We start from the raw sequence: 22,305 nt of genomic DNA, 5'->3' as shown, positions 1-22,305 counted from the left end.
CACGCAGTCAGTCGGTGAACTCGACCGGCCCCAGATCGTCTTCCGTCCGCTGACGCAACTGGGCGGCCAGGTCGGGGTCAACATAGACCTCGGCGGTGGACTTCCATGCCGCGATGAAAGAGGCCAGCGGAGCGACGGCCCCCAGATCGGAAGCGGCACGCGCTGTCTCCAGGAACTCGGCGACGAACTCCCGCCGCGCTTCCTGCGGCAGGAAGCGCACCCAGGGGAACGCTTCGGGAACGGCCTGCGTGAGCATGTGCATCGCGTCGGGGCCATTCTTGATCAGCGCGACGAACATCCGTGTCATGGAGTCAACCGTTTGCGCCGCCTCCTCGATCTTGCTCGCCGTCGTGAGGTACAGATCCTCCTCGCCTCGGCGATGCAGCCGAATGCCCTTGCGGACGGCGCCCTGCATCCGGGCGACAGTGTCCTTGGGCTTCTGCAGCAGCTCTGAGAAGTTCGCTTCGGCGTGGATCGCAGCCATACTTCAAAGGTACTTCAAAGGCGCCGATCCCGCACCCGGGGGACGCGGCGGCGCGGCCGGGGAGCGCGGGCGGTCGGGGAGCGTCGTGAGCCTGGCGCGGCCCGGTGGGAGGATGGGGGTATGCCGTTGTTGGTCGAGCCGCTCATTCCCGCCGGGCGTTTCTCCGGTGTGGAGCAGCCGGTGATTCCCGTCGCGGGCGGGCTCGTCGCGCGGCCGTGGCGGGCGGGGGACGCCGCCGCCGTCGTGGCGGCCTTCGCCGATCCGTCGATCCAGCGGTGGCACACGCGGCGCGTGGACGGCGAGGACGAGGCCGCCGGGTGGATCGGGCAGTGGCGGCGCGCCTGGCGCGAGGAGACCGCCGCGCACTGGGCGATCGCCGACGCCCGCACCGGCGCCGTGCTCGGGCGGGTCTCGCTCCAGCGCTTCATCCTCGTCGGCGGGCAGGCCGAGATCGCCTACTGGGTCGTGCCCGGCGCGCGGGGTGCGGGGGTGTGTACGCGGGCCGTTGACGCGGTGGCCGGGTGGGCACTCCGCGACGGCGGGTTCCACCGCGTCGAACTCGGGCACTCGGTCGCGAACCCGGCGTCCTGCCGCGTCGCGGAGAAGACCGGTTTCGCCCTGGAGGGCGTACGCCGCCGCGCCGTGCTGCACACGGACGGGCTGCACGACATGCACCTCCACGCGCGGCTGCGCCCGGCGGCCGGCGGCGAAGCTCAAATCCCGCTCTGAACCGCGCCACCCCCCTTCCCCGCTCCCGGCACGGAACCGACACTCCTTCCACGGCGTCTTCGCAGCCGATCGGGGGACGGAAGGAGGGGCGGCGGCATGGGAAGTCTCGGTACGGGCATCGGTTGGCGGCCCGAAATAGCCGACGGCATCGAGGAGTTGGCCGGACTCGACTGGGTCGAGGTGGTCGCGGAGAACACCTGCGCCGACCATCTCCCCGCGGGTCTTCAGCGGCTCCGCGCCCGCGGCACCACCGTCATCCCGCACGGGGTCTCGCTCGGTCTCGGCGGCGCCGACCGGCCGTCCCCGGCGCGGCTCGCCCGCCTCGCGTGGGTCGCCGAATCGCTCGGGGCGCCGGTGGCGACCGAGCACATCGCGTTCGTCCGGGCCGGGGGCCTGGAGGCCGGCCACCTGCTGCCCGTGCCCCGCACCCGGGACGCGCTCGACGTCCTGTGCGAGAACGTCCGCATCGCCCAGGACGCCCTGCCCGTGCCCCTCGCGCTGGAGAACATCGCCGCCCTCTTCCCCTGGCCCGACGACGAGCTGACAGAGGGCCAGTTCCTCACGGAGCTGGTCGAACGCACCGGGGTCGGCCTCCTCATCGACGTCGCCAACCTCCACACCAACCACGTGAACCGCGGCGAGGACCCCGCAACGGCCCTCGACACCCTGCCGCTGGACGCCCTCGTCTACGTCCACGTCGCGGGCGGTGTCGAACGTGACGGCGTGTGGCACGACAGCCACGCCCACCCCGTCCCGCCGCAGATCCTCGACGTGCTCGGCCTGCTGTGCGACCGGACGCGGCCGCCCGGCGTCCTGCTGGAGCGCGACGAGGCGTTCCCGCCGGTGGACGAGCTGGCCGCCGAACTCGACGCCATCCGCGCCGTCCTGGAGGGTGAGCGCCGTGCCGCCGCGTGACGCCGCGCCGGACGGCACCGACGCCGCGCGGGAACGTCTCGCCGCCGCCCAGCACGCCCTCCTCGCCGCCCTCACCGCGGGCGCGCCCGACCCGGCCGGCTTCGACCCGGACCGGCTGCGCGTCCAGCGGCAGGTGCTCGCGGCCAAACGCGCCGGCGTCATCGCCACCATCGAACCCGGCATCCCCGCGGCCCTCGGCGGCGACTACCGGCGCCTCGCGCTCGCCCACGCCCGCTCCCGGCCCCTCACGGGCGGCTACCGCGACGACGCGGTGGCGTTCGTCCGCGACCTGCTCGCCGGGGACGCGCTCGACGCGGCACCCGGCGCGCGGGAGAGCCTCACCCGGTGGCTCGCCAACCGCACCGGCACCGCTCCCGTGCCGGCCGGCCGCCTCGCGCGGCTGCTGCGCCGGCCGGCACGTCCCCGCCGGTGACCCGCCGTCCCCGGAGGGACGACGACACGAACGGAGATCACCATGCTCGTCTTCGTCCCGGCCGCCTGCCTCGTCCTCGCGGCGGGTCTCGCGGTCCTGATCACGGCGCGCTCCCGCGCGCACCGCGCCCGGCCACCGCGCTGGGACACGGACATCCGCTCGACGTACGAGGCCGCGTTTCTCACCGGCGGGCCGCGCCGCGTCGCCCAGACCGCCGTGTGCGCCCTGATCGACAAGAAGGCGCTGCGCCCCGACGGGACGGACCTGCGCGTCGTGAAGCCCGTCGCGAAGGGTGACCTGGAGCGGGAGGTCATGACCCGGATCGGCGACGACTGGCACGCCCCCGTCTCCACGGTCGTCGCCGATGTCGCCGGGTCGGCCGCCGTGCAGCGGATCGGCTACACCCTCGTCAAGCGCGGCCTGATGTGGGACCCGGAGCTGCACCGCGCGTGGCGGCGCGCCGCGAACCTCGCCGCCGTGCTGGCCGCCACCGTGTCGGTGACGACGCTGGTGGCCATCGTGCTCACCGGCCGCCTCGGGCTGATCACGCTCCTCGTCGCGACCGGGATCGCGCAGGCGGTCGTGGCGATGCTGCGGGTGGGCCGCAGCCGGCTGACGAACCCGGGCCGGTCCGCCGTCATCCGGCTGCGGCGCCACGACCCGTACGCGAAGCAGGGGAACGCCGGCCGGGTGGCCGTCCGCGGTCCCGAAGCGCTCGACGACGCCGCCGTGCGGGTACTGCTCATGGCCACCGCCGCCGGGGCGGCCGGCACGTCGGCGACGGCCGGCACCGGGTCGTCCGGCACGTCCACCGGCGACTCGGCGTGGGGTGCGGCCTGCGGCTCGGGCGGCGACGGCGGCTCCGGGGGTGACGGCGGGTCCGGCGGTGACGGCGGGTCGAGCTGCGGCGGCGGTTCGAGCTGCGGGTCGAGCTGCGGGGGCGGCTGCGGCGGGGGCGGCGGCGACTGAGCGCCGCCGGCCCCGCGCGGGGCGCCCGTCAGGCCAGGCCGGCGACCAGCTCGGCCAGCGGCTTCCGGCGCCCCGTGAAGAACGGGATCTCCTCGCGGACGTACAGCCGCGCCTTGGAACCGCGCAGGTGGCGCATCAGGTCCACGATGCGGTGCAGTTCGTCCGCCTCGAACGCGAGGATCCACTCGTAGTCGCCGAGGGAGAAGGACGCCACCGTGTTGGCGCGCACGTCCGGGTAGCCGCGGGCCATCTTCCCGTGATCGGCCAGCAGCGCCCGGCGCTCCTCGTCCGGCAGCAGGTACCAGTCGTACGAGCGGACGAACGGGTAGACGCTCACGTAGTCGCGCGGCGTCTCGTCCGCGAGGAACGCGGGGATGTGGGACTTGTTGAACTCGGCGGGGCGGTGCAGCGCCATGTTCGACCACACGGGGGCGAGCGCCCGGCCGAGCCGCGTGCGGCGGAACCGGTTGTACGCGTCCTGGAGGGCGTCCGACGAGCCCGCGTGCCACCAGATCATGAGATCGGCGTCGGCGCGCAGACCGGACAGGTCGTAGGTGCCGCGCACCGTCACGTCCTTCTCCCCGAGCTGCTCGAACAGCTCGGCGACCTCGTCCGCGTACCCGGCGCGGTCCTCGGGCAGCACGTCGCGCAGCCGGAAGACGGACCAGAGGGTGTAGCGGATGACGTCGTTGAGCTCCTTGGCGCGCTTGCCGGGCGAAGGGGGCGGTACGGGCGATGCAGCAGTCATGGCACCATTCTCCCGCCTCACTCCGTGCTCTCGTCGCGGGGTACCGGCGGCAGCGCCGCCAGCAGCTCGGTGACGGCCCGCGTGGCGCTCGCGACGCACGCGGGGATGCCGACGCCGTCGTAGGAGGCGCCGCACAGCCGCAGGCTCGGCAGGGCGTTCAGGTAGCCGCGGACCCGGGTGATCCGCGCGGCGTGGCCCACGGTGTACTGCGGCAGGCCGTTGTGCCAGCGGGTGACGAGGGAGTCGACCGGTTTCGCCGAAAGACCGACCGCGTCGCCGAGGTCGTCGAGCGCGGCGCGCACCAGGTCGTCGTCGTCCCGGCCGAGCGCCGCGGCATCGCCGTACCGGCCGACGGAGGCGCGCAGCAGGAAGAGCTCGGGCGCCGCGGCGGCCGCCCAGTCCCACTTGCCGCTGATGAAGGTGGCGGCCTTGATGGACCGCCCGTCCACGGCGGGGACGAGGAAGCCGCTGCCGCGCGGCAGGGTCGCCAGGTCGTCGCGGCGCAGGGCGAGCGTGATGATCGCCATCGACGCGTACTCGACGGCCGCCAGCTCGCCGGCCGCCGCGGGCGCCTCGGCGGCGAGCAGGCGGGCCGCGGCGTCGGCGGGGACGGCGAGGACCACGCCGTCGGCGACGAGCGAGTGCCCGTCGGCGAGGGCCGCCGCCCAGCCGCGCGCCGTGCGGCGCAGGCCGGTGACGGCGACGCCCGTCTCCAGCACGCCGCCCCTGGCCCGGCAGGAGTCGGCGAGCGCCGCGGTCAGCGTGCCGACGCCGCCGTCGAAGCCGGCGAACACCGGCTCGCCCGGCGTGCGGGCGGGCGCGGCCCGCTGGACGGCGCGCACGGCGCCGAGGAGCGTGTCGTGGTCGCGGGCCGCCTCGTAGAGGGCGGGGACGGCCGATCGCAGGGAGATCCGGTAGGCGTCGCCCGCGTAGACGCCGCCGAGGAGCGGTTCGACGAGGCGGTCGACGACCTCGCGGCCCATGCGCTCGGCGACGAGCTGTCCCACGGCCACGTCGTCGCCGATCTCGACGGGCGGCAGCTCGTTGTCCCGGGTGATCTGCGCGAGGCCGGCGTCGGACAGCACACCTGCGAGGGCGGCGGCGGTCGACGGGACGCCCATCACATGGCCCTGCGGCATGGGCCGCAGGGCGCCGCGGGTCCAGATCGTGGAGCCGGCGACGGCGGGGGGCCGCATCGCGTCGCCGAGGCCGACCTCGCGGGCCAGGGCCACGGCCTCCGGCCTGCGGGCCAGGACGGACTCGGCGCCCAGGTCGACCTGGACGCCCGCGACGCTGCCGGAGCGCAGCTTGCCGCCGAACCGGTCGGACGTCTCCAGGAGGGTGACCCGGAGTCCTGCGGCCAGCAGCCGGTGAGCGGCGGTGAGGCCGGTGACCCCGCCGCCGACGACGATCACATGCATGTCTCCACTCTCCCAGACGCCGGGAAGGACTCCCGACCGAGTCCCGGCCGTGACCGGTTCGGGACCGGCGGGCGCGAACCCTTCCGCCGCGCGCCCCGTCCAACCGCCGTAGGGAATCGGTGCGAAGAGGGGACGGGACGATGCGGACGGCAGTGGGCGGTACAGCGGGGAGACCCGGGGGCGGTGCGGTGCGCGGGGCGCGGATGGCGGCTCTCGCGCTGGCGGGGGTGCTCGCGCTCGCCGCGTGCTCGGACGACGGCGGCGGGAGCGCGGGCGGCGACACCGACGAGGCGGCGGTCGCGCCGTACGAGCCGGCGCCGGGCGGTGCGCGGGAGGACGCCGGCGGCTCGTCCGAGAGCGGCGGGGACGCGTCGGACGGGGACGCGGCCGGCGGGGAGACGGGGACCACCGCCCCGGTCGCGGCGGACGGCCGGCAGGTCATCAGGACGGCGTGGCTCACCGTGTCGGCCGACGACGTGCCCGGCGCGTACGCGGACGCCCTGGCCATCGCCTCGGCGGCGGGCGGCTTCGTCAGCTCGGAGAACACCTCGGCCGACGGCGGCGAGCAGGTCTCCAGCATCACCCTGCGCGTGCCGCAGGACCGCTACGACCGCGTCGTCACCGACCTGGCGGAGCTGGGCGAGCTGGTGGACCGCCAGGTGACCACCGAGGACGTGACCGAGGAGCTGGTGGACACCGAGAGCCGGCTCGCCACGCAGCGCGAGAGCGTGGCCCGCGTCCGGGCGCTGATGGACGAGGCCGCCTCGATCCGGGACATCGTCGCCCTGGAGGGCGAACTGGCGGCGCGCCAGGCCGAACTGGAGTCCCTGGAGGCCCGCCTCGAGGAGCTGAACGGGCAGGTCGCCCTGGCCACGATCACGCTGGAGCTGGTCGGACCGGACACGACGGTGGCCGAGGAGGACGACGACCCGTCCGTGACGGGGGCGCTCGGCGACGGCTGGGACGCGTTCACCGGCACGCTGCGGTGGGCCGTCGTGGTCATCGCGGTGCTGCTGCCGTTCCTCGGGGCTGCGGCCCTGGTGCTGCTCGCGCTGTGGCCGGTGGTCCGCCGCAGGCGGCGGACCACCCCCGTGGCCGTGCGCGAGGAGACGCCGGCCCCGGACGACGACGGCGCGGACGTGACACCCGCCGCGCCGTGACCCGGGTCAGCGCGCCGTCTGCTCGTGCACGTAGGCCGTGAGACGGGTCAGCGCGTCCGGGTCGGTGGTCGGCAGGACGCCGTGCCCCAGGTTGAAGATGTGGCCGGGCAGCCCGGCGGCGGCGTCGAGCACCCGCCGGGCGTGCGTCTCGACCGCCTCGCGCGGCGCGAACAGCACGGCCGGGTCGAGGTTGCCCTGCAGCGCCTTGCCGGGGCCGACGCGCCGCGCCGCCTCGTCGAGCGGCACCCGCCAGTCGACGCCGACCACGTCGGCGCCCGCCTCGCCGAGCAGGCCGAGCAGCTCACCGGTCCCGACACCGAAGTGGATACGCGGCACCCCGTGGTGCGCGACGGCGTCGAACACCTTCCGGGACGCGGGCAGCACCGACGCGCGGTAGTCGGCCGGCGCGAGCGCGCCGGCCCACGAGTCGAAGAGCTGGACGGCCGACGCGCCCGCCTCGATCTGCACGGTCAGGAACGCCGAGGTGATCACCGCGAGCCGGTCGAGCAGCTCCGCCCACAGCTCCGGGTCGCCGTACATCAGCGCCTTGGTGTGCTCGTGGTTGCGCGACGGGCCGCCCTCCACCAGATAACTCGCGAGGGTGAACGGCGCGCCCGCGAAGCCGATCAGGGGCGTGTCGCCCAGCTCCGACGTCACCATCCCGACGGCCTCGGTGACGTAGGACACGTCGCCGGGCTCCAGCGGACGGAGCTGCGCCAGGTCGGCGCGGCTGCGGATCGGCCGCGCGACGACCGGGCCGACACCGGGCTTGATGTCCAGGTCGACCCCGATGGCCTTCAGCGGCACCATGATGTCGCTGAAGTACACGGCGGCGTCCACGTTGTGCCGGCGCACCGGCTGGAGGGTGATCTCCGTGACGAGGTCGGGCCGCATGCAGGAGTCGAGCATCGCGACGCCCTCACGCGTCTTGCGGTACTCGGGGAGGGAGCGGCCGGCCTGGCGCATGAACCACACCGGCGTGTGCGGGACCGGCTCACGCCGGCAGGCGCGGAGGAAGGGGGAATCGGCGAGTGTCACGAGGGGAAGTCTCGCACGACCGGCGGATTGACCGGCGCGGGCGGGTGTGGCCCACCGCCGCCCGGGCGGCCCGCCGCCGAGGGCCTGTCCGGCGGGGCGCGCCCGCCCCACGACGCCGGCCACGGCACCTCGCCACGCTGCCGTACCGCACGGATGCGGACGGGTACGAGCTGCGGTCCGGCGCCCCGCGACGCACCGCGTCCGACGCCGCGAGCCTGCGACAAGTCCCGCCGCACAGACCCTAGGGTTACCGGCCATGGCATCGTCCCGACCCCCGCAGGCGGAGGAGACCGCACCCATGAACGACCCCGGTGCGCGGGCGCCGTTCGCCTTCCGGCAGGCGGTCACCTCACTCGCCGCGGTCAGGCCGCGCCCCGAGGTGCGTCTGTCCCCCCTGCCCGCGCCCCGGCGGCTCGCGCCCTACGCCCACGCGGTGGGCGCGGCGGTGCAGGTGGACGGCGAGGAGCTGGCCGACGGCCGCTTCGTCCTGCTGCACGCGCCGGACGGCGACGAGACCTGGCGGGGCGACTTCCGCGTCGTCACCCTGGTGCGCGCCGACCTCGAACCCGAGCTGTCCACCGATCCCCTGCTGCCCGAGGTCGCCTGGACGTGGCTGACGGAGGCGCTGGAGGGGCGGGGGCTCGACGTGCGGGAGCCTGGCGGGACGGTCACCCGCGCGGAGTCCCGCTACTTCGGCGGCCTCGCCGACCGGCCCGCCGGCGCGGAGCTCGAGATGCGGGCCTCCTGGACGCCGGGCGACGGCGCCGACGCCGCGGCGCACCTGCTCGCGTGGTGCGCGCTGCTCGCCCAGTGCGCGGGGCTGCCGCCCGAGACGGCCGGCACGACGGTGACCGCGCTCCCCCGCCGCCGGGGTCCCCGGCCCGCCTGAGCGGACGCGCGGCGACCGTGTGCACGTGCGTACGGCGTCAGTACGGGACGGCTTGTCACCGGTTCGTGATCATTCCCTAAAGGCCGGGGAGCTTCGTGCCGAAGCCAGTAGGGACCCTTCCATCCGGAACGCCCCGGCTCCTCCCGGGGAGTCGGTTTCGGTCCATCCCCACCCCACCCTCCGGGAGGCCCGGTGTCTGTTCTTCTTGAGCACCCCACAAGCCTGGTCGCCTACCGCCCGAACAAGCCGACCGCCATGGTCGTCGTGGCCGACCCCCGTGTCCGTTCCACCGTGACCCGCCACCTGTGGGCTCTCGGCGTGCGGGACGTCATCGAGGCGTCGTCCATCGCGGAGGCCCGCCCCCGAGTCGCCAACCCCCGTGACATCTGTGTCGCGGACGTCCACCTGCCCGACGGTTCCGGGCTCACCCTCCTGTCGGAGACCCGGGCGGCGGGCTGGCCCAACGGGCTCGCGCTGTCGGCCGCCGACGACATCGGGGCCGTGCGCAACGCCCTGGCCGGCGGCGTCAAGGGCTACGTCGTCACCGGCACCCGCAACTCCCTCGGCCCGCCCACCCGGCACGGTGCCTCGCACATCGGCGCGGCTGCGCGCGGCGGCCTGCACCGTCGCCAGCCCGGTGCCCCGGCCCACCAGGGCGGGTACCGGGAGCTGTCGGGCCGGGAGGTCGAGGTCCTGCGGCTCGTGGCCGAGGGCCAGTCCAACAAGGCGATCGGCGTCTCGATGGGGCTGTCCGCCCTGACGGTCAAGAGCCACCTGGCCCGGATCGCGCGCAAGCTCGGCACCGGCGACCGTGCCGGCATGGTGGCCGTGGCGCTGCGGACCGGCATCATCCACTGATCCGCACGCCGTACCCCTCTCCTTCCCTCCTCACTTCTCCCCCTCTCCCCCTGCCCTTTTCCGCCCCCTCCCCTTTCCGCCGCGGGACGCCGCCGTGCCTCCCGCCACCGCTCCGCTCCCCCGCCCGGCGAGCGCGTTCCGTGACCGGTCCCCCGGGGCCGCCGCGTCCGCGCGTACCGGGCCGGGGGTGGCCGGGGAGGCGGAACGGGCAGACGTTGTGCACCGTGCGCACAGAGTTAGTCTTGACTGGTGACCGACGCCCAGCAGACCGCCGACGCGAAGACAGGATCATCCGAGGCTGAGCCGTCGGGACCGGCTCCGGTCCCCCTGCTGGCCCCCCGGGAGGGCGTCCCCCCGGTCACGGCCGACGCCGAGGCGTTCGCCCGCGTCGTGGCCGCGTTCGCCGAGGGCAGCGGTCCGGTCGCCGTCGACGCCGAACGGGCCTCCGGCTACCGCTACGGGCAGCGCGCCTACCTCGTCCAGCTCCGCCGCGAGGGCGCGGGCACCGCGCTGATCGACCCGATCGCCTGCCCCGACTTCACCCCGCTGAACGACGCCCTCGCCGACACCGAGTGGGTCCTGCACGCGGCGACGCAGGACCTGCCCTGCCTGCGGGACATAGGCATGGTCCCGAAGCGCCTGTTCGACACCGAACTCGCGGGCCGGCTCGCCGGGTTCGCGCGGGTCGGGCTCGGCCTCATGGTCGAGCGCGTCCTCGGCTACAGCCTGGAGAAGGGCCACTCGGCGGCCGACTGGTCCACCCGTCCGCTGCCCGAGCCGTGGCTGCGGTACGCCGCCCTCGACGTGGAGCTGCTGGTCGACCTGCGGGACGCCCTGGAGGACGAGCTGCGCGGGCAGGGCAAGCTGGAGTGGGCGCTGGAGGAGTTCGCCGCCATCGCCGCCGCGCCACCGCCCGTGCCGCGCAAGGACCCGTGGCGCCGTACGTCCGGCGTGCACCGGCTGCGCAAGCGGCGGCAGCTCGCGGCCGTCCGTGAGCTGTGGACGACCCGCGACCGGATCGCGCAGCGGCGCGACATGTCGCCGACCAAGGTGCTGCCGGACGCCGCGATCATGGCGGCGGCGCTGGCGATGCCGGCGGACGCGCGGGCGCTCGCCTCGGTGCAGGGTTTCGGCGGGGCGCGGATGAACCGCAAGCAGCTCCAGCGGTGGCAGGAGGCCGTGGACCGGGCGCGCGCGCTGCCCGACGCGGCCCTCCCCCAGCTCGGGCAGGAGCCGTCGTCGGGGCCGCCGCCGCACCGGGCGTGGGGCGACAAGGCCCCGGCCGCCGCCGCGCGGCTCGCCGCGGCGCGGTCCGCCGTCACGGCGCACGCGGAGGAGCTGCGCCTCCCCCAGGAGAACCTGCTGTCCCCCGAGGTCGTGCGGCGGCTGTGCTGGGAGCCGCCGGCGCCCGCGACGCCCGAGGCGGTGTCCCCAGTGCTGCGGTCGCTGGGCGCCAGGGAGTGGCAGATCGAGCAGACGGCCCCGCTGCTGGCGCGGGCCATCGAGTCGGCCGGCTGACGGGCCGCCGTCACGGGGGCGCGCCCCCGCGCGTCCGCCCCGCCGTTTCCCGCTCTGGCGCCCAGTCGTTACCGATGAGTAGCATGGTCGTCGGAAGGAACTTTCCGGCGTGGAGGAGTGCCATCGTGCCGCGTACCGTCAGGGACGTCGTCTTCGTTGACGGCGTCCGTACCCCGTTCGGCAAGGCGGGTCCCAAGGGGATCTACCACGAGACCCGCGCCGATGACCTGGTGATCAAGTGCATCCGCGAGCTGCTGCGCCGCAACCCCCAGCTCCCCCCGGACCGCGTGGACGACGTCGCGGTCGCGGCGACCACGCAGACCGGTGACCAGGGGCTGACCATCGGCAGGACCGCCGCGCTCCTCGCCGGTCTGCCGACGAGTGTCCCCGGCTACGCCATCGACCGCATGTGCGCCGGCGCGCTGACCGCGGTGACGACGAGCGCGGGCGCCATCGCGTTCGGCGCGAGCGACGTCGCGATCGCGGGCGGCGTGGAGCACATGGGGCGCCACCCGATGGGCGAGGGCATCGACCCGAACCCCAGGTTCGTCGCCGAGAAGCTGGTGGACGACTCCGCGCTGTTCATGGGCATGACCGCGGAGAACCTGCACGACCGCTTCCCGCACCTGACCCGGGAGCGGGCCGACGCGTACGCGGTCCGCAGCCAGGAGAAGGCGGCCAAGGCGTACGCGGACGGCCGCGTGCAGCCGGACCTGGTGCCGGTCGCGGTGCGGCGCACCTCCCCCGAGGGCGGCGAGACGGGCTGGGGCCTGGCCACCGCCGACGAGCCGATGCGGCCCGGCACGACGATGGAGGCCCTCGCCGGCCTGAAGACGCCGTTCCGCCCCCACGGCCGTGTGACGGCGGGCAACGCGGCCGGCCTCAACGACGGCGCGACGGCCTCCGTCATCGCGGCCGAGGACGTGGCCCGCGACCTGGGGCTGCCGGTGCGGATGCGGCTCGTGTCCTTCGCGTTCGCCGGGGTGGAGCCCGAGGTGATGGGCTACGGCCCGGTGCCCGCCACCGAGAAGGCCCTCGCGAAGGCCGGTCTCGGCATCGGGGACATCGGCCTGTTCGAGATCAACGAGGCGTTCGCCGTGCAGGTCCTCGCGTTCCTCGACCACTACGGCATCGCGGACGACGACCCGCGCGTGAACCCGTACGGCGGCGCCATCGCGTTCGGTCACCCGCTGGCCTCGTCGGGGGTGCGGCTGATGACGCAGCTCGCCCGGCAGTTCGAGGACCGGCCGGACGTCAGGTACGGGCTGACGACGATGTGCGTCGGCTTCGGCATGGGCGCGACCGTCGTCTGGGAGAACCCGCACTGGGAGGACCGGTGACATACGGGGCAGACGCGGTGATGCACGGGACACGAGGGTTCGAGACGGACGGAGGACGCCCGTGAGCGGTGCGGGTGAGGTACTGCGGGAGGCCGCCGAGCGGTTCCCCGACGAGGTGGTCACGCAGGCGCACGTACGGCATCTGGACCTGCCGCACGGCGCGGGACGGTTCGCGCTGATCACGCTGGACAACGGGTTCGACCACCGGAAGCCGACGACGCTCGGCCCCCGCTCGCTGGCGAACCTGGACGCGGCGCTCGACCGGGTCGAGGCGGAGGCGGCGGCCGGGGAGATCGTGGCGGCCGGCGTCACCGGCAAGCCGTTCGTGTTCGCGGTCGGCGCGGACCTGAAGGGCGTGAGCGTGCTGCGGGAGCGCCCGGAGGCCCTGGCGATCGGCGCCGGCGGGCACGCGGTGCTGCGGCGGTTCGCGTCGCTCGGGGTGCCGAGCTTCGCCTACTGGAACGGCGCGGCCATGGGCGGCGGTGTCGAGGTCGGGCTGCACTGCACCTACCGGACGGTCTCGGCGACCGGCGGCCCGTTCGCGCTGCCCGAGGTGTTCCTCGGCCTGGTGCCCGGCTGGGGCGGCTGCACGCTGCTGCCGAACCTGATCGGCCCGGACGCCGCCGTCACCGTCATCATCGAGAACGCCCTCAGCCAGAACCGCATGCTGACCGGCCCCGCCGTCCACGAGCTGGGCATGGCCGACGCCCTGTTCGAGGGCGCCGACTTCCTGGAGCAGTCGCTCGTGTGGACCTCGGCGGTCCTGCGCGGCGAGCTGGCGGTCGCGCGGCCCGAGGTGGACCGCGGCGCCGCGTGGGACGCGGCGGTGGAGCGCGGCCGTGCCTTCGCCGAGAGCAAGGTGCACGGCGCGGCGCCCGCCGCCGCCCGCGCGCTCGACATCATCGCGCAGGCGCGCGACGGCGGCCTGGACGAGGGCTTCGCCGCCGAGGACGAGGCGCTGGCCGACCTCATCATGGGCGAGGAGCTGCGCAGCGGCCTGTACGCCTTCGACCTCGTGCAGCGGCGGGCGAAGCGGCCCGCCGGCGCGCCCGACAAGGCGCTCGCCCGCCCGGTCACCAAGGTCGGGGTCGTCGGCGCCGGCCTGATGGCGTCGCAGCTCGCGCTGCTGTTCGCCCGCAGGCTCCAGGTGCCGGTGGTGCTGACCGACATCGACCAGGAGCGGATCGACAAGGGCGTGGCGTGGGTCCGCGCCGAGGTCGACAAGCTGCTCGGCAAGGGCCGGATCACGGCCGATGCCGCCAACCGGCTGAAGGCGTCGGTCACCGGCTCGCTGGACCGGGAGGCGGCGTTCGGGGACGCGGACTTCGTGATCGAGGCCGTGTTCGAGGAGATGGGCGTGAAGCAGGAGGTGTTCGCCGACCTCGAGGCGATCGTCCCCGAGCACGCGGTCCTCGCGACCAACACCTCGTCCCTGTCGGTGACGCGGATGGCGTCCCGGCTGAAGCACCCGGAGCGGGTCGTCGGCTTCCACTTCTTCAACCCGGTGGCCGTGCTGCCGCTGCTGGAGATCGTGCGCGCCGCGGAGACGGACGACGCGACGCTCGCGACGGCGTTCGCCGTGGCGCGGAAGCTGAAGAAGTCCGCCGTGCTGGTGAAGGACGCCCCGGCGTTCGTCGTGAACCGGATCCTGACCCGCTTCATGGGCGAGGTGCTCGCCGCGATCGACGAGGGCACGCCGGTCGAGGTCGCCGACCGGGCGCTCGCGCCGCTCGGCCTGCCGATGTCGCCGATCCAGCTCCTCGACCTCGTCGGCCCCGCCGTGGCGCACCACGTCGCGGGCACGCTGCACGAGGCGTTCCCCGAACGGTTCGGCGTCTCGGAGAACCTCGGGCGTGTCGTCGCCGCCGGGCGGCGGTCGCTGTACGTCCAGGACGGCGGCGCGCCGCGCCTCGACCCGGAGGTGGCGGCGCTGTTCGAGACGGGTTCGGCGCCGCTGACGGAGGAGCAGGTGCGGGCGCGCGCGCTCGACGCGATCGCCGAGGAGATCGGGCTCATGCTCCGGGAGGGCGTCGTCGCCGAGGTGCTGGACATCGACCTGTGCCTGCTGCTCGGCGCCGGGTGGCCGTTCCACCTCGGCGGGATCGGCCCGTACCTGGACCGCGAGGGCGTCTCGCAGCGGGTCCTCGGGGAGCGGCTGCTCCCGCAGGGCGTGGCGAGCGTCCCCGCGTGAGCGAGGGCACGCGGCACGCGGCGCCCGGTCCGTCCCCGCGCGGGACGGGCCGGGCGCCGCTCGTCGTGGTGGACGGCGCGAACGTCGTCGGGTCCGTGCCGGACGGCTGGTGGCGTGACCGGCGGGGCGCGGCCGAGCGGCTGCGGGACCGGCTGACGCGCTATCCGGGGCCGGTGGACCTCGTGCTGGTCGTGGAGGGCGCGGCGCGGGGTGTCGCCTCCGTCCCCGGCGTCCGGGTGGTGGCGGCGCCGGGCAGCGGCGACGACCGGATCGTGGAGCTGGTGCGCGAGGAGGGGGGCGGCGGGCGGCCCACGCTGGTGGTGACGGCCGACCGGGAGCTGCGGGGACGTGTCGGCGCGCTGGGGGCGGACGTGACGGGCCCCTCGTCGGTGCGCGACCTGTGAGGGCGGCGCCCGCGCGGGAGCGATGAGTTTTCCGCGCGGCCCGGGTCTGATCGGGTACGGGCCGCGCTCACGGCGGCCCGGACACGACCGACGTCCAGCAAGGAACGGGGCCCGCCATGACCGCCAAGATCTTCGTGAACCTGCCCGTGAAGGACCTGGAGCGCAGCAAGCGGTTCTTCCGCGACCTGGGCTACGCGTTCAGTCCGCAGTTCACCGACGAGAACGCGGCCTGCATCGTGATCAGCGAGGACATCTTCGTGATGCTGCTGACCGAGCCGTTCTTCCGGAACTTCACGCGGCGGGCCGTCGCCGACACCTCGGCCGTCACCGAGGCCATCGTCACCCTGAGCGCCGACAGCCGGGCCGCCGTGGACGAGCTGGTGGAGCGGGCGCTGGCGTCGGGCGGGTCGCCGTCGATGGACCCGATCGACGAGGGACCGATGTACGGGCGCGGCTTCCTCGACCCGGACGGCCACCACTGGGAGGTCATGTACATGGACCCGGCCGCGCTGCAGGGACACTGAGCGCGGCCGGGCCGGCAGGCGTCGTCAGGCGCCGGTGGGGGCGCTCACATCGCCGGTGAGGCGGGCGACGAGGCCGGTGACCTGGCGGGCGATGTCGGGCCCGGTGAGGCCGACCTCGGCGAGGACCTGGTCGCGGGTGCCGTGCGGCAGGAACCGTTCGGGGATGCCGAAGTCGCGCAGCGGCACGTCCACGTCCGCGTCGCGCAGCGCCTGGGCGACGGCCGAGCCGACGCCGCCGGCCCTGCTGTTGTCCTCGACGGTGACGACGACACGGTGCTCGGCCGCCAGGCCGGGCAGCGCCGGGTCCACCGGCTTCACCCAGCGCGGGTCCACGACGGTGCTGCTGATGCCGTGGGCCTGGAGCAGCTCGGCGGCCTCGAGGCAGGCCGGGGCCAGGGCGCCCACCGACACCAGGAGGACGTCGGGCCGCTCGGTGCCGGCCTCCGGCCGCCGCAGGACGTCCATGCCGCCGACGCGGCCCACGGCCGGGACGGGCGGGCCGACCTTGCCGCGCGAGAAGCGCACGACGGTCGGCGCGTCCTCCACCGCGACGGCCTCGCGGAGCTGGGCGCGGAGCTGGTCGGCGTCGCGCGGGGCCGCCAGCCGCAGCCCGGGGACGCACTGGAGGATCGACATGTCCCACATGCCGTGGTGGGACGCGCCGTCCGGCCCGGTGACGCCGGCCCGGTCCAGGACGAACGTCACACCGCACCGGTGCATCGCCACGTCCATGAGGACCTGGTCGAACGCGCGGTTGAGGAAGGTCGCGTAGACGGCGAAGACGGGGTGCAGGCCGCCCGAGGCCAGCCCGGCGGCGGACACCGCGCCGTGCTGCTCGGCGATGCCGACGTCGAACACGCGGTCGGGGAACTCCTCGGCGAACCGGGCCAGACCCACCGGGCGGAGCATGGCGGCCGTGATCGCCACCACGTCGTCGCGCTCGCGGCCCACCCGCACGATCTCGTCGCCGAAGACGGACGTCCAGTCGGCGCCCGAGGCCGCCACGGGCAGCCCGGTGTCGGGGTGGATGACGCCGACCGCGTGGAACTGGTCGGCCTCGTCGTCGCGCGCTGGCTGGTAGCCGCGGCCCTTCTCCGTCAGGCAGTGCACGATGACGGGTCCGCCGAACCGCTTGGCGCGGTGCAGGGCCGCCTCCAGGGCCTGGATGTCGTGGCCGTCGATCGGGCCGACGTACTTGATGCCGAGGTCCTCGAACAGGCCCTGCGGCGCGATGACGTCCTTCAGTCCCTTCTTCGCGCCGTGCAGCGTTCCGTAGAGCGGGCGGCCGACGACGGGCGTCCGCTCCAGCATCTGCTTGCCGCGGGCGAGGAACCGCTCGTACCCGGCGGTCGTGCGCAGCGTCGCGAGGTGGGTGGCGAGGCCGCCGATGGTGGGCGCGTAGGAGCGCTCGTTGTCGTTGACGACGATGACGAGGGGGCGGTCCTTGGCTGCGGCGATGTTGTTCAGCGCCTCCCAGGCCATGCCGCCGGTCAGGGCGCCGTCACCGGTGACGGCGACCACCTGGCGCCGCTCGCCGCGCAGCTCGTACGCCTTGGCGAGGCCGTCGGCCCAGCCGAGGACGGTGGACGCGTGGCTGTTCTCGATGGTGTCGTGCTCGGACTCGGCGCGGGACGGGTAGCCGGAGAGGCCGTCGCGGGAGCGCAGCCCCGAGAAGTCCTGGCGGCCGGTGAGCAGCTTGTGGACGTAGGACTGGTGGCCCGTGTCCCACAGCACACGGTCGGTGGGCGAGTCGAACACGCGGTGGAGCGCGATGGTCAGCTCCACCACGCCGAGGTTGGGACCGAGGTGGCCGCCGGTGCGGGCCACCGCGTCGATCAGGAAGGAGCGGATCTCCCCCGCGAGGTCCACGAGTTGTTCCGGGGTGAGCCGGTCGAGATCGCGCGGTCCCGAGATGCTGTTCAGCAGCGGCACCGTTCCTCCTTGCGTCGGGGTTGAGCGGCCGTCCGTCGAGTTTAGTGTGACCGGCCCCGGCGCGCGGCTCGTGGACGGGGGATACGCCCGGTGGCGGAACGGACCGGGCCACCCGGCGGTGGCACGGGCCGTTCCGTCACCGGACATGATCGTCCCCGGCCGGTTACGTCCGTCCGGAGGTGCGTTGTGTCCGCCGGGAGACGGAGTCGACCACCACGGCGAGGAGGAGGACCGCGCCCGTGATCATGTACTGGATCTCCGAGGACATGTTCATGAGGTTCAGGCCGGTGGTGATGGACTGGATGACGAGGGTCCCGAGCAGTGCCGACCATATCCAGCCGCGCCCGCCGAAGAGGCTCGTGCCGCCGATGACGGCGGCGGCGATGACGTTCATCAGCAGGTTCCCCGAGCCGAGGTCCTTGGACGCGCCGCCGGCCTGCGCCGCGTAGAACAGGCCGCCGACCGCCGCCAGCATGCCGGCCAGGGCGAACACCGTCAGCCGGATGAACTCCACGTTGATGCCGGCGCGGCGCGCCGCCTCGGCGTTGCCGCCGACCGCGAAGATGTGCCGCCCGTACGTGGTGCGGCGGACCATGTAGTCGGCCAGCAGCAGGACCACCAGGAACACGACCACCGCAAGCGGCAGGCCGCGGTGCTGGTTCAGCGTCCAGGCGGTGTAGAACGCGGCGACCGCGACGAGCGCCACCCGCACCCCGATCTCCAGGACCGGGCGGGGCGGGAGCTGGGCGCGGACGCGGCGGCGCTCCCGCAGGACCGAGGAGATGAGGTACCCGGCCGTGACGGCGGTGGCCAGGCCGTACGCGGCGGCGATGTCGCTGAAGTAGAAGCCGGTCAGGTCCTTGACCAGACTGTCGCGGGGGATGTTGAGGGTGCCCTCCGAGCCCATGACCCAGATCTGGACGCCGCTCCAGCCGAGGAAGCCGGCGAGGGTGACGACGAACGCGGGGACGCCGACGTACGCGAAGAAGGCGCCGTGGACGGCGCCCGCGGCCGCCCCGGCGGCGATGGCGAGGACGATGGCGAGAAGGTCGTCCACGCCGTGGGTGATGGACGTCACGGCCCAGATCGCGGCGCACAGGCCGGCGACGGAGCCGATGGACAGGTCGATCTCGCCGAGGAGCAGGACGAGGACGATGCCGACCGCCATGATGCCGGGGCCGGCGACGTACACACTGATGTTGCTCAGGTTGCGCGGGGTGAGGAAGCTGCCGGTCTGCGCCTCGAAGACGACGGCGATCACGACCATGGCGACGACGACCGGCAGGGAGCCGAGCTCGCCGCCGGTGAGGCGGCGCCGGAAGTCCTCCAGATAGCCGCGCGGCCCGCGCTCGCCGAGCGGCAGCCGCATGAGGGTCCTGTCCGGCCCGGTCATTCGGTGCCGTCCTTCCTGCCGCGCCGGCGGGTGACCGCGTTGTCCGTGGCCCCGGTGATGGCGGCGATGATCTCCTCGCCGGTGGTCGTGGACACGTCGAAGACGCCGTTGTTGCGGCCGAGGCGCAGCACGGCGACATCGTCGGCCACGGCCCGTACGTCGGCGATGCTGTGGCTGATGAGGACGACCGCGAGCCCCTGCTCGCGCAGCCGCTCCACGAGGTCGAGGACCTGCGCGGTCTGCTCGACGCCGAGCGCGGCGGTCGGCTCGTCGAGGATGACGACCTCCGGGGCGCCGACGAGGGCGCGGGCGATCGCCACGGTCTGGCGCTGGCCGCCCGAGAGCGCGGCGATCGGGATGCGGACGTCCGGGATGCGGATGGACAGGGTGTCGAGCAGCTCGCGGGCGCGCCGCTCCATCGCCACGTCGTCCAGGACGGTGCGGTGACTGGTCTCGCGGCCGAGGAAGAGGTTGGCGACCACGTCGAGGTTGTCGCACAGGGCGAGGTCCTGGTAGACGGTGGCGATGCCGAGGTCCTGGGCGTCGTGGGGCCGGGACACGCGGACCGGCTCCCCCTTCCACAGGATGGCGCCCGCGTCGATGGTGTGGACGCCGGCGATGGTCTTGATGAGGGTCGACTTGCCCGCGCCGTTGTCGCCGACGAGGGCGGTCACACGGCCGGGGCGTATCTCCAGATCGACGTCGGTGAGCGCCTGGACGGCGCCGAACCGCTTGGAGACGCCCCGCAGTTCGAGCACGGGAGGTGCGGCGGTTGCGGTCATGGAACGGGTCAGCTCCTGCTCCTCGGTACGGCCGTCCCGCGGACGCCCCGGCGCGGCGGCCGGCCGCCCCGGGCGAGGGGGCGGCGGCGCGCCGCGGCCGGGCGGCGGGCGGGACGGCTCAGCTCAGTCCGGCCTCGGCGCAGGCGTCCGCGTACTCGTCGGTGCAGATCTGGTCGACGGTGTAGACGTCGTCGGCGATCACCGTGTCGAGGATGTTGTCGACGGTGACGGCGACCGGCTCGTACAGGCGGGCCGGGATGCCGTCGTCCGTCTCGCTGTCGACGGTGTCAGGGGCGAGGTCGCCGAGCTCGTCGCCGCGTATCAGCGCCACGGCCATCTCGGCGGCCGTGTCGGCCTCCTGCCTGAGCGCCTTGTAGATGGTGAACGCCTGCTGGCCGGCCACGATGCGCTGCAGGCCGGCGAGTTCGGCGTCCTGGCCGCCGACGGGGACGTCCGTGATGCCGGCGGACTGCAGGGCGGTGACGACGGCCGCCGCCATGCCGTCGTTGCCGACGTAGACGGCGTCGAAGCCGTCGTCGCCGAGCGCCTCGATGGCGTCCGTCATCTTCTGGCCGGCGTCGGGGGCCTGCCAGCCGGGGATGTCCTGGTCGAAGACGATCTCTGCGGTGCCGTCCAGGACGGACAGGGCGCCTTCCTTGAACTGGGCGGCGTTGGGGTCGGTGGGCGACCCGTTGATCATGACGACGCGGGACCCCTCGGCCCCGTCGCCGAGCGCCGCGAGCAGGGACTCGCCCTGCAACTGCCCGACGCGCACGTTGTCGTACGACACGTAGCCGCTGATGGGGCCGTGCGCCAGCCGGTCGTAGGCGACGACGGGCACGTCCTCGGCGGCCGCCTCCTCCACCCAGGAGGCCGTGGCGGTGGCGTCGACGGCGTCCAGGATGATCGCGTCGACGCCCTCCGTCAGCATCGCGTCGAACTGCTGCTTCTGCGCGTTGACGTCCTCGCTCGCGTTGGCGTACTGCACCTCGCAGTCGGGGCACAGCTCCTCGATCTTCGCCTCGATGTAGGGGCGGTCGAACGACTCGTAGCGCGTGGTGCGGTCCTCGGGGAGCAGCAGGCCGATCGTGCCGCCGCTCTCGCCGCCGCCGTCCTCGCCGCCGCCGTCGTCGTCACCGCCGCCCGCCTCGCCGCAGGCGGCCATCGTGCAGATCAGGACGACGGACGTGGCTGCTAATACGGCACGTCTCAGGTGTGTTCGCATGGTGCGCTTCGCCTCCCTCTCGGGTCGCGGCTTCGCGGCCGTGGTCGGCGATGAGCTAACTCCCGGGCGCCGCTTGGCGTCAACAGGTGAAGCAGGGATCGGTGTACCGAAACTTTCTCGGCACCGCCGGCGGCACCCGTACCGCCGGTCCGTCAGGCGGCGGGGGCGCCAAGCAGCACCCCGTCGCCCATCTCTCGCAGGACCAGCGCCAGCGCGCCCAGGACCTCGGCGCGGCTGCCGAGGGCGCCGGGGACGAGGGTGAGGCCGCCGCCGGCGCTCGGTATGGCGTACCGGCCCACCGCGTCGCGGATCGGGCCGAGGGCGATCTCCCCCGCCTCGGCCAGGTCGCCGCCGAGGACGACGCGGCTCGGATTCAGCAGGTTGCACAACTGGGCGACGCCGGTGCCGATGTGGCGGCCCACGTCCGTGACGACGCGGCGGCAGCCCGGGTCGCCCTCGCGCGCGAGCTGCACGACGCGGCGCATCGTGAGGTCCGTGCCGTGGCTCGTGCGCAGCAGCGGCAGGACGTGCCGGGCGGCGGTGAAGGTCTCCAGGCAGCCGCGGTTGCCGCAGCGGCAGACGGGACCCGACTCGTCCAGCGTGATGTGGCCGATCTCGCCCGCCGTGCCGCCGGGACCCCGGTAGATCTGCCCGTTGATGACGAGGCCGGCGCCGACGCCGCTCGCGACCTTGATGTACGCGAGGTCGCCGCAGCCGCGGCCCGAGCCCCAGACCAGCTCGCCGAGGGCGCCGAGGTTCGCGTCGTTGTCGACGTGGACGCGGACCCCGGTGCGGGCCTCAAGCTCGCCGCGCGGGCTGACGCCCCGCCAGCCCGGCAGGATCGCCGTCGAGCCGAGCACGCCCGTCGCCACGTCGATCGGCCCCGGCACGCCGAGCCCGATGCCGATGATCTTGACCCGGTCGACGCCCGCGGCGGCCACGAGCCGGTCCACGAGCTTCTCGACCTGGTCGAACCCCTCGCCGGCCGACGCGTCCACGTCGAACGGCACGGCCTCCTCGGCGAGGACCTGGTGCGCCAGGTTGCCCACCGCGACACGCAGGTGCGAGTGGCCGAAGTCCACGCCGACGACGATGCCGGCGTCCGTCGACAGGGACACGCTGCGCGCCCGGCGGCCGCCCGCCGATGTCGTGCGGACGTCCACCGTCCCGCGGTCCTTCAACTCCCGAACGATGTTCGACACGGTCGCGGCCGAGAGACCGGTCGCCCGCGCGATGTCCGCCTGGGTCAGCGAGCCGGCGGCGCGCACGGCGCGGACCACGCGCTCCAGGTTGGCCCGGTGCAGGGAGGACTGCGACCCAGGAGTCTCCACGGCTCACTCCATTTCGGACGG

At 74.5% G+C, this 22,305-nt stretch carries 19 protein-coding genes and 1 pseudogene; 11 read left to right on the top strand and 9 right to left on the bottom strand.

Annotated elements, in window-relative coordinates; genetic code table 11:
* Positions 1–7: 7 nt before the first annotated feature.
* Positions 8–484: a hypothetical protein gene (locus EMA09_RS23885; RefSeq protein WP_129843032.1), complete on the bottom strand. Its 477-nt coding sequence runs from the start codon at positions 482–484 to the stop codon at positions 8–10.
* Between the two features lie 120 nt (positions 485–604).
* Here EMA09_RS23885 and EMA09_RS23880 point away from each other — a divergent pair, with 120 nt between their 5' ends.
* The 3 genes and pseudogenes from EMA09_RS23880 (at position 605) to EMA09_RS23870 (ending at position 3,530) form a co-directional block, all read left to right on the top strand.
* Positions 605–1,213: a GNAT family protein gene (locus tag EMA09_RS23880; protein ID WP_129843031.1), complete on the top strand. Its 609-nt coding sequence runs from the start codon at positions 605–607 to the stop codon at positions 1,211–1,213.
* A gap of 96 nt (positions 1,214–1,309) precedes the next feature.
* Positions 1,310–2,561: pseudogene (locus EMA09_RS23875) on the top strand (DUF692 domain-containing protein).
* 42 nt (positions 2,562–2,603) lie between these two features.
* Entirely contained in the window at positions 2,604–3,530 is a 927-nt protein-coding gene (locus EMA09_RS23870; protein ID WP_129843030.1) for a TIGR04222 domain-containing membrane protein, read from the top strand.
* A 28-nt stretch (positions 3,531–3,558) separates the two neighbouring features.
* Here EMA09_RS23870 and hemQ read toward each other — a convergent pair whose 3' ends face one another.
* Both hemQ and hemG read right to left on the bottom strand, forming a co-directional pair.
* Complete coding sequence (gene hemQ, locus EMA09_RS23865) at positions 3,559–4,278, bottom strand: hydrogen peroxide-dependent heme synthase (protein WP_129843029.1); 720 nt, start codon at positions 4,276–4,278, stop codon at positions 3,559–3,561.
* A gap of 17 nt (positions 4,279–4,295) precedes the next feature.
* Entirely contained in the window at positions 4,296–5,699 is a 1,404-nt protein-coding gene (gene hemG, locus EMA09_RS23860; RefSeq protein WP_129843028.1) for a protoporphyrinogen oxidase, read from the bottom strand.
* Positions 5,700–5,902: 203 nt separating this feature from the next.
* On the opposite strand from hemG, the gene EMA09_RS23855 reads away from it, so the two are divergent.
* Positions 5,903–6,859 (top strand): DUF4349 domain-containing protein, encoded by a 957-nt coding sequence (locus EMA09_RS23855; RefSeq protein WP_168220794.1) that lies wholly within the window; start codon positions 5,903–5,905, stop codon positions 6,857–6,859.
* A 6-nt stretch (positions 6,860–6,865) separates the two neighbouring features.
* Here the strand turns inward: EMA09_RS23855 and hemE are convergent, their stop codons facing one another.
* The gene (gene hemE / locus EMA09_RS23850) at positions 6,866–7,897 is read right to left on the bottom strand and encodes a uroporphyrinogen decarboxylase (RefSeq protein ID WP_129843026.1); all 1,032 of its coding nucleotides are present in this window, start codon (positions 7,895–7,897) and stop codon (positions 6,866–6,868) included.
* Positions 7,898–8,195: 298 nt separating this feature from the next.
* Here hemE and EMA09_RS23845 point away from each other — a divergent pair, with 298 nt between their 5' ends.
* The 7 genes from EMA09_RS23845 to EMA09_RS23815 all read left to right on the top strand — a co-directional run bounded on the left by EMA09_RS23845 (position 8,196) and on the right by EMA09_RS23815 (position 15,621).
* A complete protein-coding gene (locus tag EMA09_RS23845) occupies positions 8,196–8,786 on the top strand; it encodes a DUF3000 domain-containing protein (RefSeq protein WP_206305994.1) in 591 nt (196 codons plus the stop codon).
* Between the two features lie 192 nt (positions 8,787–8,978).
* The gene (locus tag EMA09_RS23840) at positions 8,979–9,644 is read left to right on the top strand and encodes a response regulator transcription factor (protein ID WP_129843024.1); all 666 of its coding nucleotides are present in this window, start codon (positions 8,979–8,981) and stop codon (positions 9,642–9,644) included.
* Positions 9,645–9,893: 249 nt separating this feature from the next.
* Positions 9,894–11,162, top strand: coding sequence for an HRDC domain-containing protein (locus EMA09_RS23835; protein ID WP_129843023.1), 1,269 nt, complete (start codon positions 9,894–9,896; stop codon positions 11,160–11,162).
* 125 nt (positions 11,163–11,287) lie between these two features.
* Complete coding sequence (locus EMA09_RS23830; protein ID WP_129843022.1) at positions 11,288–12,502, top strand: acetyl-CoA C-acyltransferase; 1,215 nt, start codon at positions 11,288–11,290, stop codon at positions 12,500–12,502.
* A gap of 61 nt (positions 12,503–12,563) precedes the next feature.
* Complete coding sequence (locus tag EMA09_RS23825; protein ID WP_129843021.1) at positions 12,564–14,693, top strand: 3-hydroxyacyl-CoA dehydrogenase NAD-binding domain-containing protein; 2,130 nt, start codon at positions 12,564–12,566, stop codon at positions 14,691–14,693.
* Positions 14,694–14,758: 65 nt separating this feature from the next.
* Positions 14,759–15,097: an NTP pyrophosphohydrolase gene (locus EMA09_RS23820; protein ID WP_129844218.1), complete on the top strand. Its 339-nt coding sequence runs from the start codon at positions 14,759–14,761 to the stop codon at positions 15,095–15,097.
* A 116-nt stretch (positions 15,098–15,213) separates the two neighbouring features.
* Positions 15,214–15,621 carry a VOC family protein gene (locus EMA09_RS23815; RefSeq protein WP_129843020.1) on the top strand — a complete coding sequence of 136 codons (408 nt, stop codon included), beginning with the start codon at positions 15,214–15,216 and terminating at the stop codon, positions 15,619–15,621.
* A 24-nt stretch (positions 15,622–15,645) separates the two neighbouring features.
* On the opposite strand, the gene dxs is transcribed toward EMA09_RS23815, so the two are convergent.
* From dxs to EMA09_RS23790, 5 genes are all read right to left on the bottom strand, one after another.
* Positions 15,646–17,553: a 1-deoxy-D-xylulose-5-phosphate synthase gene (gene dxs / locus EMA09_RS23810; RefSeq protein ID WP_129843019.1), complete on the bottom strand. Its 1,908-nt coding sequence runs from the start codon at positions 17,551–17,553 to the stop codon at positions 15,646–15,648.
* Between the two features lie 163 nt (positions 17,554–17,716).
* Positions 17,717–18,946 carry a sugar ABC transporter permease gene (locus tag EMA09_RS23805; protein ID WP_129843018.1) on the bottom strand — a complete coding sequence of 410 codons (1,230 nt, stop codon included), beginning with the start codon at positions 18,944–18,946 and terminating at the stop codon, positions 17,717–17,719.
* Entirely contained in the window at positions 18,943–19,728 is a 786-nt protein-coding gene (locus tag EMA09_RS23800) for an ATP-binding cassette domain-containing protein (RefSeq protein ID WP_129843017.1), read from the bottom strand. Before EMA09_RS23800 ends, EMA09_RS23805 begins: the two co-directional genes overlap by 4 nt.
* A 118-nt stretch (positions 19,729–19,846) precedes the next feature.
* On the bottom strand, positions 19,847–20,953 hold the full coding sequence (locus EMA09_RS23795; protein WP_129843016.1) for a substrate-binding domain-containing protein: 1,107 nt from the start codon (positions 20,951–20,953) through the stop codon (positions 19,847–19,849).
* A 152-nt stretch (positions 20,954–21,105) separates the two neighbouring features.
* Entirely contained in the window at positions 21,106–22,284 is a 1,179-nt protein-coding gene (locus tag EMA09_RS23790; RefSeq protein WP_129843015.1) for an ROK family transcriptional regulator, read from the bottom strand.
* Between the last annotated feature and the right edge of the window lie 21 nt (positions 22,285–22,305).

Origin of the sequence: Streptomyces sp. RFCAC02 (assembly GCF_004193175.1) — a bacterium.
GTDB lineage: Bacteria > Actinomycetota > Actinomycetes > Streptomycetales > Streptomycetaceae > Streptomyces.
This window is presented reverse-complemented; position numbering and strand designations above follow the sequence as displayed.